Below are 11,457 nucleotides of genomic sequence, written 5' to 3' on the forward strand. Positions count from 1 at the left end.
TGTCGGCGGATGGGCTCCCGGGCGTCAGCGCAGGAGCGTTGCGATCAAGATGGGGGGTTACGTCATGAGATGCAGGTGGTTGTCCCACAACCCTGCCGGCAGGGTCAGCGGGGTCGCCACCGGCTGTTTCTGACGGCAATCGTAGAAGCGGCAGCGCCCCTGGCCCGAGGTCACGACAAAGCCGTCCGCCACCGCACCCACGCCGGCACAGTCCGGCAATGGCCCGTCCAGGCGCAACTCGCCGCTGTCCATGTCCCAGATAAAGAAGCGATTACCGCGTGGCGCCGTCAGCGCTACCAGGCGCAGCTCGCTGTGCACCGCGACGCTGGCGGTGTAGTGCCCCATGGCCTGCCACTGCGCATCATCCACCGGGAACGCCATGAACGGCTGCCCCGGGCGCTTGATCGCGAGTAATTCGGAACGCTCCTGGGACGGTCCCATGAACTGTTGCCCGGTAAGGATGGTGCCATCGCTGGCGATCCCCATATGGCGCACGCTGTTCATCTGCTGGCCCAGGGTTTCCTTGCTGACCAGGCCGCCGTCGCGGTGCATCAGTACCAGGCTCGGCTCCATGGCGTTGAGGTTCATCTCTACGCGGCTTTCGGCTTCGGTGCGGATGCCGCCGTTGGCCACCACCAGGGTTTCGCCATCGGGCATCCAGGACACCTGGTGCGGGCCGATGCCGTGGGTGGAGATCTCGCCGCTGTGCACCAGCCGCTCGCCTTCGAACTTGTACACACCCAACAGGCCACGGCCGGGGTCGGAGGTGTCGTTTTCGGTGGCATACAGCCAGTCGCCGCTCTTGTGGATCACCGCGTGGCCATAGAAGTGGCGATTGGCGTTCGAGGTGATGGTTTGCAACAGCGCGCCGTCACGCAGGTCGATCAGGTAACTCTCGGTGCCCGGACGGCGGGCGACAAACAACGCAATCGGCAGCGTCGGGTGGTTGATGATGTCGTGGCAGCGCTGGCCGACCTGGGTGGCGAACACCTGCTTGCCGTCCAGGCGATAACCGACGGCGTAGTGCCTGCCGTCCGCATCATCGCGCGCCGACAGCAGCAGCGGGCGCTTGTCCTTGTGCTTGAACAGCGTCCAGCCGCCCAAGGTGAGGGCGCTGAGCAGTACGCTGCCAACCGCCAAAGCCTGTCGCCTGAGCATCATCAGTCACCGTCGTTGGCGTTGAAGCCCAGTTGGATGCCCAGCGCCTTGGCCAGCTCGCCTTCGTGCAGGCGATGGACCACGTTGAGGCTGTCGTAGAGGTCGTTGAGCTGCTGGCGCCCGGCGTCGTCGTTCAACAGTTCGTTGAGGGTGCGCTGGTTGCTGGCGAACAGTTTGAGGGACGCGGCATAGGCGGCGTCGATCTTGTCGGCGAGGGCTTTCTGATCGGCCGGCAACAGCCCGCGCAGGCCTTTGTTGTCGACGCCCACCCAGACGGTCTGGGCCGCCGCGAGGCTGGCTTCCAGGCTCTGCAGGGACGATTGGCTGCGCCATGCATCGGCCTGGAACGGTTGCGGGATGCCCTTGGTCTGGCGGCCCATCGGCGTGCCGAGTTTTTTCTTCAGGGTATCCAGGGCGGTGACTTGCACGCGCAGCAGATCCGCGATGGCTTCGTGGGAATCGGCGTAGCGCTGGTTGGGGAACTTGGTCATCTGCGCAAGCATGCCGTCGGTGCTGTTCCAGCTGGCCAGGATTTCTTCGGCCAGGGCTTTCTGGCGTTCGCCGATGGCCATCAGCAGCGGGCAATAGCGGGCTTTCTGGGCCGGGTCGGCGACGTCGGGCTTGGCGTCGTAGAGGATATATTCATAGGCCGACAGGCCTTGCACCACCACGCTGGATTTGGCGAGGGCGGCCGCATCGATCTGCGGCTGGGCGCTGACCAGTTGCTCGACCTGGCGACCCACCAGGTTCTTCTTGTCCGGCCAGAACTGGATCTGCCAGGCGCGGTTGCCTTCGGCCAGCGGGCCGATCAGCAGCGGTTGCAACTCGGCCCAGGCTTTTTGCGCGTGGAGGAAGTCGGCGCGGGCGGTGTCCAGGCTCTCTTGATCCTGGCAATAGGCCAGGGCGCTGACCGCCAGTTGGCGGTCGGCTTCAACCCAACGGCTGTAAGTCGGCAGGATGACTTGCTTGGCGATGGCTGCCGAGGTTACCGCTTGCGGGTCCTGGGGCGAGCAGGCGCCGAGGGCAAGGGCGGCCAGGCTGGTGAACAACAACTTGGGACGGAACATGTCGAGCTCCCTTCTGTAATTGGGGCAAAGCTTATAGAGAATTCAGGAACGCCAGCAACGCGGCGCGCTGCTCGGCGTTGAATGACAACACATGCTGCTGCGCCGCTTGCGCCTCGCCGCCATGCCAGAGCACGGCTTCAAGCAGGTTGCGGGCGCGGCCGTCATGCAGAAACTGGGTGTGACCACTCACGGTTTGCGTCAGGCCGATGCCCCACAACGGCGGGGTACGCCAGTCGCGGCCACCGGCCTTGAATTCGGTACGGTTATCGGCGAGGCCTTCGCCCATGTCGTGCAGCAGCAAGTCGCTGTAGGGGCGGATCAGCTGATTGGCCAGTTCGGGTTCGGAGGCGTTGGCCGCCGTTGTGAACGTCGGCTTGTGACAGCCCTGGCAGCCGGCCTGGAAGAACAGGTTCTTGCCGGCCAGCACCTGCGGCGCATCGACGTCGCGGCGCAGCGGCACGGCGAGGTTACGCGTATAGAACAGCACCAGGCGCAGAATGTTGTCGCTGACTTCCGGCTCGCCCTCGGGGCCGTTGCCGTTGGGTGCCTGTTTGCAGGCCACCTGGGCGCCGGTGCAGTCATCGAAGGGTCTCAGGGACGTGGTGAGGCCCATATCACCGGAAAATGCGTGAACATTTTGTTGATTGAGGTTGGGTTGCCCGGCTTTCCAGCCAAAGCGCCCTAAAACGGTCTTTTGCTCGGCGTCATCCCACACCTGATTCGCCCGGCCGACGATGGCTTCACGGTCGGCGGTTTTCGGGTTGGTGTTGCGCAGGATGTCGGCGTCGCTGATGGCTTCGAGCAAACCCAGGCCAATCATCGGCGGCGCGATGCGCGCAGAAAAGCGCGTGTCGGGGTGCATCGGGCCGTAGCCAAGCTGGGTGATCTGCAGCTCGGGCTTGCGCAGCTCGACCACCGTGCCGTCCTTGAATCTGACGTTGACCGGTGTGTAATCGACGCGCACCTTGCCCTCCGGCGCCACACCCGGCACGGCCATGTCCTGCAGTTGGCCGCCGTAGACCGGCTCGGGCACCACGCCAAGCTGTTCGATGAGTTTGGCGTAAGGCGCCAGCTCTGTAGCAGGCGGGGAGATGGACAGGCGCACCAGCATCGACACGGCATTGGGCGCATCGGCCAGCGGTGGGTGGCCCCGGCCGTCCTTGATATGACAGTTCTGGCAGGCGTTGGTATTGAACAGCGGGCCCAGGCCGTCACGCGCAGTGGTGGTCGAGGGCGCGATCACCCAAGGGCTGCGAAAGAAACTGTTGCCGACGCTGAAGTCCAGGCGGCGGGTAGGCGCCAGGTTGGCCGAGGGCAGGGAGAACGCGTTCTGGTCGCGCTTGTTCACGGTCGCCGCGCCGCCGGCCCGTGCTTCACCCGGCTCAGCCTGGGTGAACCTTGGGGCGTCGTCGCAGGCAGTCAGGCCCAGGGCCATCAATGCTGCGCACAGGCGTAGTAGCGAACGGAACATCGAGTTTCCTGAACGAAGGCGAAAAATCCGGTGGCAAAGTCTAACAGGGCAGGGCAGTTTGAATAAGAGCAATTATCGTTTGGTGGCGGCCCGATGCATTCCGCTAGAATGACCGTACATTTTTTTCTGGAGGTGGCCAATGCAGGCTCTCGACGCTTTGCTCAACCGTGTTTCCGTGCCGCGTTTGCTGGAACCGGCACCGACCCAGGAGCAGCGCGATGTGCTGTTCGCCGCCGCCATGCGCGCGCCCGACCACGGCCAGTTGCGCCCGTGGCGTTTCCTCACCGTGGAAGGCCCGGCCCGTGAGCGCATGGGCACGTTGCTGGCCGAAGCCGCGCGGTTGCAGGATGCCGAAGCCCCGCAAGCCGCTATCGACAAGGCTCAGAACGGCCCGTTGCGAGCGCCGCTGGTGGTGGTGGTGATTGCGCGCCTGCAGGAGCATTTCAAAGTGCCGAAGTCCGAACAATTGCTGGCAGCCGCCTGCGCCGCTCACGGCATTCTGCTGGCGGCGTATGCCCAGGGGATTGGCGCGGTGTGGCGCACCGGTGAGTTGTCCTATTCGGCCCATGTGGCCAAAGGGCTGGGGCTGAGCGCAGATGAAGAAGTGATCGGCTTCCTGTACCTGGGCACGCCGCAAAACCCGCCGCGCACGGCACCGAAGGAGGATGCTGCGGCGTTCGTCCAGGCCTGGACCGGTCTTTAAGCGGCGCGCGGTCAACATGTGGGAGGGGGCTTGCCCCCGATGCGGTGTGTCAGCCACCCATTTATTGACTGATACACCGCTATCGGGGGCAAGCCCCCTCCCACATTGGACCTGCCCTGTTTCTTATACCCTGAACTGATCCATCAACTTCATCTGCTGGCTGGCCAGGGCGTTGAGCTGGCTGCTGATGGCCGCCGATTCGGTGGCCTGGCCGGTGAGGGTTTCGGTCACGGTGCGGATCGCCGAGACGTTGCGATTGACCTCTTCGGCCACCGCGCTCTGCTCTTCGGCGGCACTGGCGATCTGCAGGTTCATGTCGCTGATCACGGTCACGGCGTCACTGATCTTGCCCAGTGCCTGCACGGCTTGATGGATCTGCCCGGCATTGCTCTGGGCCTGATGCTGGCTGGAATGCATGGTCGCCACCACGCCGCGGGTGCCGGTCTGAATGCGCTCGATCACCAGGCGAATCTGTTCCACCGAATCCTGGGTACGTTTGGCCAGGTTGCGCACCTCGTCGGCCACGACTGCAAAGCCTCGCCCGCTTTCCCCTGCGCGTGCGGCTTCAATCGCGGCGTTCAAGGCCAGCAGATTGGTCTGCTCGGCAATGCTGCGGATCACTTCCAGCACGGAGCCGATCTGCTCGCTGTTCACCGCCAGGGCTTCCACTTCCGCCACGGCCTTGCTGACTTCTTCGGCGAGGGTGGTGATGTCGTGGGTGCTTTGCTCAATGATCGACGTGCCTTCACGGGCTGCCTGGTCCGCCTCGCGTGCCGCGTTGGCGGCGCTGGATGCGCTGTTGGCCACCTCATGGGCGGTGGCGCTCATTTCATTGGACGCGGTGGCCACCTGATCGATTTCGCGGAACTGCACCTGCATGCCTTCACTGGTCTGACGGGCGATCGCCTAAGACTGATCGGCCGTGACCCGCGCTTCGGTGATGCTTTGCTTGATCTGGGCGATGGTCGGTTGCAGCTTGTCGAGGAAGCGGTTGAACCAACTGACCAGTTCGCCCAGTTCATCTTTCTTCGTGTAGGTCAGGCGCTGTGTCAGGTCGCCGTCACCACTGGCGATGTCCTTGAGCATGGCCGCCACCCCATTGATGGGCCGGGTCACGCCGGTGGCGGTCAGCCAGATCAGCAGCAAACCGAACAGCGCGGCGGCGGCTCCGACGAGCAGGGCCTTGAGGGTGCCGCTGGCCTGGGCCTTATCGAGAAAGTCCTGCAGCTTGATCGAGTCGGCAAGCAGCACCTTTTTGGGCAGGTCGATGACCACACCCCACGTTGCGGCCTCGGCAATCGGCTTGACCGGGTAGACGGCCCGGATCACATCATCCTGTTGAAGAATCTCACGGCGGCCACTGGCCAACAGTTGCATGACCTCCTTACCCTCGACGCTCAACACATCGCCGATGTTCTTGCCGATCTTGTCCGGCTGGCCGCTATAGGCTGCCAGCAAGCCAGGTGCCCCGCGCCGTCGAACAGCTCGTGCTGGGCGGCGTCGGCCGAGGCTTGCAGGGCGTTGAGCGCAATATCGATACCGACAATGCCGAGCACCTTGCCGTCTATCAGTAAGGGCAGGGAAATGCTGGTCATCAACATGGGTTTGCCCGCCACGTTGTCTTCATACGGGTCCAGCAGGCAGGTGCCTCGTCTTTCCCGCTGGCAGATGTCGCCGGCTGTACCGCTGAGGGTGGTAGAGGTCTTGACCAGGTCCGCTTCCGCCATCACCGAGTTCGCGCCTGCACCGCCGGTGCGGGTCCAGTAAATGGAGAAGCGTCCGGCGTCGTTGGACCCGCGGGCGGTGTCGTTGATGAAGTCGCTGTCCTTGCCGTCCAGGGCGTTGGGGTCGAAGGATAGCCACACGCCCAGGACCTTGGTATTGCGTTCGAAGGTGGTCTTGGTGCTCTGGTTGAGCGCTTCGCGCAAGGTCGCTGCGTCGATCGAGTGCCGGGTGCCCATGGTGTGCAGGTCCTTGACCTGGTCGGCGAGGGCGGTGACGGCCATCAGGCTTTCGCTGAAGGTTTTTTGCACGTACGCGGCCTGTTCGGCGGCCTTGGTCTGCAGCAGGTCCTGCACGCTGGCAGTGAGCGTCCGCGAGCTCGACGCGCTGATCAGTTTGTGGTTCTGGTTGGTTTCGTAGAGGTTGATACCGACTATCAGCGCAATTACGCCCAATAGGCAAAGACCGGACAACAGCACGATTTTCAATCGGATGGAGACTGCGTTGAACATGGCGTTTACTCGCATTTTTACTTATTAGAATGCAAGCGGACAAGCAGAGCCGATTACTCACTCGTATGGCCAAGTCCATTTGACGCTACCTGCACTATCGGCACAGGTGGGGTATTCATGAGATAAATCGAAGAGCGGTGGCGTTTACGGGGGCGTGGAGGCCAAGCGTTCGGGGCGCGACCAGATCCACAGATTGCCCAGGCTCATCCCGGCAATCGCCAGATAGATTGGCCAGCCATGGTCGAGCATCACCAGCATCAGGACGGCGCACAGCAGCATGCTCACGGTGGCGCTGACTTTGGCCCGGCGCGCGATGATCTTGCCATTGCGCCAGTTGAACAGGATCGGCCCGAACAGACGGTGGTTTTCCAGCCAGGCGCTCAGGCGCGGTGAGCTTTTGGTCGCGGCCCAGGCGGCCAGCAGGATGAATTCGGTGGTGGGCAAACCCGGTATGACAATCGCCACCAGGCCGATCCCCAGGCTGACGTAGGCCAGCAGGCCGTAGAGTATCTGCGCGATCCTGGAGGTGGATTGGGTTTTGCCGGTCATAGGTAGGGTTATCACAGAAAAACAATGTGAAATGCGTTCCAACTGTGGGAGGGGGCTTGCCCCCGATAGCGGTGTATCAGTCAATCAATTCTTTGCTGACACAGCGCATCGGGGGCAAGCCCCCTCCCACAGTTGATTGCACTTCAATCAGTAGGTCAGGCCAGTTCAGGGGCCGTAGCGTACGCCTGTTCCAGCAATACGGTGAAGCGTACAAACGCATCGATGGCGCCTTTTTCTACCGCGGCTTCTTCTTCGGCGCTGAACTGCAGGCCGTCGAGGATGCGAGTGAAGCGTTTCCAGCCCTCGGCGCGACCGCCCGCCGGTTCGCCCAGGTGGCGGGCGCCGAAGGTCTCGCTCAGGCCCAGGCCCACGGCCCGTTTGATCAGGAACGCGGCGCCCAGTTTGGAGCCCTCGGAGACGAACAGCCAGCCCAGGGCTTGGGCCTTGTCCGGGTTGTTCACGGCACCGGCAACCGGCGCCGGTACGTCGGTGTCGAGGTCGCCCAGATCAAGCCTGGCCGCTTCGGCGCGGCAGCGCTCGGCCAGGTCCGGGATGATCCGGTTCAATTCGGCATCGTTGTACAGCGCGACCAGCTCCGATTGGAACAGGTACTGCGCCACCACGAAGCGGGCGAAGTTGGCCTGGGTCTCAAACGGGGCGTGCGCCTTGACCAGTGCGTCGAGCTTGGCGTGCGGCTCATGGGTGATCTGGTTCAGGCGCTGGGAGCGCAGGGCTGGACGTTCTGCGGTAGGAGATGCGGTCATGAAAAAATCCTTGAGGGGGGTAGCGCCTTGTGGCTCTAAAGAGAGCGGTTATCAACTAGACGAACAGGGAGACGCGGCACAGTAAAAAATCCTCACCTCGCCGCACGATCATTGCGGCGAGGTGCGGCAGGTTTCGTCAGATGTCCCAGATCAGGTTGATCGCAAAGTTGCGTCCCGGCTGGGTCAGCCGATCAAGGTTGGCCGGGCCGGTCACTGCGGCTTCGCCGACGCTGTCGTAGCTGCGCACGTCATCCCAGTTCCAGTACTTCTTGTCGGTGAGGTTGTAGATGCCGCCGTTGACGGTCACGTCGTTGGTGACCTTGTAGTAGGCGGTCAGATCAAGAATGCCGAAGCCCGGCGTCTTGAACGGGCCGCTGGTGTCACCGTCGGGGGCGTGGAAGGTGCTGCTGTCGACGCGATCCTGTTTCTTGACCAGGGTCCAGCTCACCAGGCCGCCGTAGTTGTCCTGGTCGTAGCCCAGGCCGAAGACGCCCTTGAGCGGGTTGACGCTGTTGAGCGGCTCGCCGTTGTCGTTGTTGCGGCCATGGGCGTAGGAGATCGCGCCTTGGGTGTACAGGCCTTGCGGCGCGCCGAATGCATCCAGGTTCAGGCGGCCCTTGGCTTCGGCGCCCTTGACGGTGGCGCGTTTGATATTCACGGCCTTGAACTGTTCGACGGTACCGCCGACCACTGCGTTGTCTTCGTCGATGAAGTCGCGGTACTTGTTGTAGAACACGGCGATCTCGAACGAGCCTTCGTCGAACTTGCCGCGCAGCCCGGTCTCGATGCCCTTGCTGGTTTCCGGCTTGAGGTCGGGGTTGGGCTGCACGGTGTAGCCCAGGTTGAGGTTTTCGAAGCGGCCATACAGCGCTTTGGCGGACGGGGTGCGGAAACCCTCGGCGTACTGGCCGAACCAGGTGTACTGATCGGTCAGGGCATAGGTCAGGCCGAACTTGGGCGTGACGCGGTGCCAGGTTTTGTCCTTGCCGTCGACTGTGTCCGCTCCGGTGGGGTTCACGGTGCTGAGGAATTCTTCGGTCAGCTTGGGTTTGAGCCGGGTGTAGTCGTAGCGCACGGCGGGCAGGAAGGTCCAATTGTCCCAGGTGATCTGGTCCTGGGCGAACAGCGAATAGGTGTTGATGGTCGGGTCGGGGAAGTCGCTGGCTTTCTTCACGCTGTCGCTGGCCGAAGGACTCGGCGCGCCGATGGCGGTGCAGCCGCTGCCGACCGCCAGGCAGGTGGCGCCGCCTTCACGGGAGCCTGTGACTTTCTGCTGCTTGAGGGTGGTGCCGTAGGTCACCTGGTGATCGGTGTCGCCGAGGCTGAAGGCCTTGTCCAGCTGTGCATCGAAGACCCACTGCTTTTCTTCGTACAGCGTGTCGCGGGTGCGCAAGACACGGCGGCCGGACTGATAGATTTCGGCGGTCGTCTGGTCGGTCTTGGCGATCTGGTAATTGAGGCTGGTCTTGATGCGGTCGGCGACCGGCGACTCAAGGGCAAAGCTGTTTTCCAGGCCGAAGCGTTCGCGGGTAATGGTGTCGTTGCCGCGACGGTCACGGTACAGGTTGAAACCACGGCCACCAATGAACGGGCCGCCTACCGCATTCTTGAGGTTGACGTCGCGATCATCCTTGTATTTTTCGTAGGTCAGGCCCAGACGGTTGTCGTCGCCATAATTCCAGCCCAGTTTGGCCAGCACGTTGGTGGTGCGCGCGTCTTCCGGGTTGGCGCCGGTGCGGGCGAGGCCGGTGGCGTTGTTGCCATCATAGGATTCGGTTTCGTGGCCGTTACGCTGGCTCAGGTGCAGCAAGCCGTCGACATCCTGCACGCGGCCGGCGACGGTGGCGGAGGTCAGCCAACTTTCGTCGGCGGAGCTGTAGCCGGTTTTCAGGCGCGCGCCGACGTCCTGGCCGGGCTTGATGATGTCATCCGCGTCGAGGGTGAAATAACTCACTGCGCCACCGATGGCGCTGCTGCCGTACAGGGCCGACGCCGGGCCGCGCAGGATCTCCACGCGCTTGACGATTTCCGGGTCGACGTAGTTGCGCCGGGTCTTGGCGTAAGGGCCGTTGAAGAAGCTGTCCGGCACTTCCACGCCATCGACCTGGGTCAGAATGCGGTCGCCGTCGATACCGCGAATGTTATAGCCCGCGTTGCCCGAGCGGGTGCCGGCGCCGCCCACGGACACGCCCGGTTCGTAGCGCACCAGCTCACGGCTGTTGTTGACGTTCTGGCGGTCCAGTTCCTGGCGGTCGTGCACGCTGACCATGCTCGGTACGCTGTCGACAGCCTGCTCGGTACGGGTAGCGCTGATGGTCACTTGCTGCAGGTTGAGGGCGCTGCCGGCGGCGCGTTTTTCCAGGACGATGTTGTTGTTGCCCAGTTTGCGGTAGCTCAGGTTGGTCCCCACCAACAGCCGCTCCAGCGCTTTCTCCGGCGACAACGCACCGCGCACGCCCGGGGACGACACACCCTGGCCCAACTCGGCCGGCAGGCCGACTTGCCAGCCGGTCACGCCGGTAAACGCGTTCAGCGCCGCCACGAGCGGCTGCTGTTCGATGCTGAAGTGGTAGTTGCCGTGGCTGCGCGGTGCAGGTTCGGCGGCAGTGGCGGCCATTGCCGGCACGCCGGCCATCAGGATGGCGGCGGTCAGCAAGGACAGAACGGGGGAACAAGACCGGCGGTTGAAACGAGAGGACATCGAGAGCGCTCCGGAAATACGAATCTTATAGTTGCGAACCGAAACCAAATAGGAATCAGTTGCATTGGCTATAACGAGACGTATCGCCGGTTAACATCGAGTAAAAATATTTCTCATTCAGTTCAAAATCACCAGCGCCGGGTATTCCGACAGCTTGGCCGAGGTGATGTGGGCCAGGGAACGCACCACGTCCAACGGTTGGTCGAGGCGATAGTTTCCGGTGACGGCGACGCTGGCGAGCTTGTCGTTGGTGTTGACGATCCAGCCCGGGTAATAGCGGCGCAACTCCGCCAGCACTTCGCTCATCGGGCAGTTTTCGAACACCAGTCGGCCCTGGACCCAGGCCAGGTCCTTGCCGGCGTCCAGCTTGGCCGGCTGACTAAAGCCCTTGGGGCCGACGCGAATGCTTTGGCCGGCACTCAGGCGCACCCGGGCGTCGTCGAAGGTATTGCTCAGGTCGACATCACCGCGTTGCACTTGCACCTGGGCTTCGCCGTCCAGATAGCGCACGGCAAAGGCGGTGTCGCGCACGCTGGCGCGCACCGGGCCGGCGTCGATTTCCAGCGGCAGGCCACGGGCGGGAGCGATGTCGAAAAACGCTTCACCCTGGTAGAGGCGGGCGATGCGCTGGTGATCCTGGATACGGCTGGAAAACGCCGAATTGGTGTTCAGCAGTACGTTGGAGCCGTCATCCAGTTGCAGACGCTGGCGCTCACCGACCACGGTGAGGTGGTCGGCCTGCAGGCGAACCGGCAGGTTGCTGAAGCTGAACAGGCCGAGCAGCAGCACGGCAGCGGTGGCCAGGGGTTT

Annotated in this window: 11 protein-coding genes; 1 reads left to right on the forward strand and 10 read right to left on the reverse strand. The window is 63.2% G+C overall.

The features are described 5' to 3' along the window. Positions 1-57 precede the first annotated feature (57 nt). From BFP96_RS17265 to BFP96_RS17275, 3 genes are read right to left on the reverse strand one after another with little or no spacing between them, the layout of a single operon-like run. Positions 58-1,158, reverse strand: coding sequence for a DUF1513 domain-containing protein (locus BFP96_RS17265; RefSeq protein ID WP_065936652.1), 1,101 nt, complete (start codon positions 1,156-1,158; stop codon positions 58-60). A gap of 2 nt (positions 1,159-1,160) precedes the next feature. Then, complete coding sequence (locus BFP96_RS17270) at positions 1,161-2,225, reverse strand: imelysin family protein (protein ID WP_065887554.1); 1,065 nt, start codon at positions 2,223-2,225, stop codon at positions 1,161-1,163. A gap of 31 nt (positions 2,226-2,256) precedes the next feature. Then, positions 2,257-3,696: a di-heme oxidoreductase family protein gene (locus BFP96_RS17275; RefSeq protein WP_065895111.1), complete on the reverse strand. Its 1,440-nt coding sequence runs from the start codon at positions 3,694-3,696 to the stop codon at positions 2,257-2,259. Between the two features lie 139 nt (positions 3,697-3,835). On the opposite strand from BFP96_RS17275, the gene BFP96_RS17280 reads away from it, so the two are divergent. Beyond that, complete coding sequence (locus BFP96_RS17280) at positions 3,836-4,399, forward strand: NAD(P)H nitroreductase (protein WP_065896376.1); 564 nt, start codon at positions 3,836-3,838, stop codon at positions 4,397-4,399. A 123-nt stretch (positions 4,400-4,522) separates the two neighbouring features. On the opposite strand, the gene BFP96_RS31820 is transcribed toward BFP96_RS17280, so the two are convergent. The 7 genes from BFP96_RS31820 to BFP96_RS17305 all read right to left on the reverse strand — a co-directional run. Then, entirely contained in the window at positions 4,523-5,278 is a 756-nt protein-coding gene (locus tag BFP96_RS31820) for a methyl-accepting chemotaxis protein (RefSeq protein ID WP_370671231.1), read from the reverse strand. Between the two features lie 27 nt (positions 5,279-5,305). After that, positions 5,306-5,857: a HAMP domain-containing protein gene (locus tag BFP96_RS31825; RefSeq protein ID WP_371914770.1), complete on the reverse strand. Its 552-nt coding sequence runs from the start codon at positions 5,855-5,857 to the stop codon at positions 5,306-5,308. Further along, positions 5,797-6,633, reverse strand: coding sequence for a cache domain-containing protein (locus BFP96_RS31830; RefSeq protein WP_370671688.1), 837 nt, complete (start codon positions 6,631-6,633; stop codon positions 5,797-5,799). Before BFP96_RS31830 ends, BFP96_RS31825 begins: the two co-directional genes overlap by 61 nt. 144 nt (positions 6,634-6,777) lie before the next feature. Continuing rightward, complete coding sequence (locus tag BFP96_RS17290; protein ID WP_065895110.1) at positions 6,778-7,182, reverse strand: YbaN family protein; 405 nt, start codon at positions 7,180-7,182, stop codon at positions 6,778-6,780. 155 nt (positions 7,183-7,337) lie between these two features. Then, positions 7,338-7,946: a biliverdin-producing heme oxygenase gene (locus tag BFP96_RS17295; protein ID WP_065936646.1), complete on the reverse strand. Its 609-nt coding sequence runs from the start codon at positions 7,944-7,946 to the stop codon at positions 7,338-7,340. Between the two features lie 136 nt (positions 7,947-8,082). Further along, positions 8,083-10,647 carry a TonB-dependent receptor gene (locus BFP96_RS17300; RefSeq protein ID WP_065936647.1) on the reverse strand — a complete coding sequence of 855 codons (2,565 nt, stop codon included), beginning with the start codon at positions 10,645-10,647 and terminating at the stop codon, positions 8,083-8,085. Positions 10,648-10,764: 117 nt separating this feature from the next. Further along, positions 10,765-11,457, reverse strand: a 693-nt coding sequence (locus tag BFP96_RS17305) for a FecR family protein (protein ID WP_065936648.1), incomplete at its 5' end; no start/stop codon positions are given.

It is taken from the genome of Pseudomonas sp. 34 E 7 (assembly GCF_900005715.1).
In the GTDB taxonomy this organism is placed as follows: domain Bacteria; phylum Pseudomonadota; class Gammaproteobacteria; order Pseudomonadales; family Pseudomonadaceae; genus Aquipseudomonas; species Aquipseudomonas orientalis_A.

Excerpts from the sequence above, each read along its gene's own strand:
- BFP96_RS17300 (WP_065936647.1), bottom strand. The coding sequence starts at position 10,647 with ATGTCCTCTCGTTTCAACCGCCGGTCTTGTTCCCCCGTTCTGTCCTTG.
- BFP96_RS17270 (WP_065887554.1), bottom strand. The coding sequence starts at position 2,225 with ATGTTCCGTCCCAAGTTGTTGTTCACCAGCCTGGCCGCCCTTGCCCTC.
- BFP96_RS17265 (WP_065936652.1), bottom strand. The coding sequence starts at position 1,158 with ATGCTCAGGCGACAGGCTTTGGCGGTTGGCAGCGTACTGCTCAGCGCC.
- BFP96_RS31820 (WP_370671231.1), bottom strand. The coding sequence starts at position 5,278 with ATGCAGGTGCAGTTCCGCGAAATCGATCAGGTGGCCACCGCGTCCAAT.
- BFP96_RS17290 (WP_065895110.1), bottom strand. The coding sequence starts at position 7,182 with ATGACCGGCAAAACCCAATCCACCTCCAGGATCGCGCAGATACTCTAC.
- BFP96_RS17275 (WP_065895111.1), bottom strand. The coding sequence starts at position 3,696 with ATGTTCCGTTCGCTACTACGCCTGTGCGCAGCATTGATGGCCCTGGGC.
- BFP96_RS17280 (WP_065896376.1), top strand. The coding sequence starts at position 3,836 with ATGCAGGCTCTCGACGCTTTGCTCAACCGTGTTTCCGTGCCGCGTTTG.
- BFP96_RS17295 (WP_065936646.1), bottom strand. The coding sequence starts at position 7,946 with ATGACCGCATCTCCTACCGCAGAACGTCCAGCCCTGCGCTCCCAGCGC.
- BFP96_RS31830 (WP_370671688.1), bottom strand. The coding sequence starts at position 6,633 with ATGTTCAACGCAGTCTCCATCCGATTGAAAATCGTGCTGTTGTCCGGT.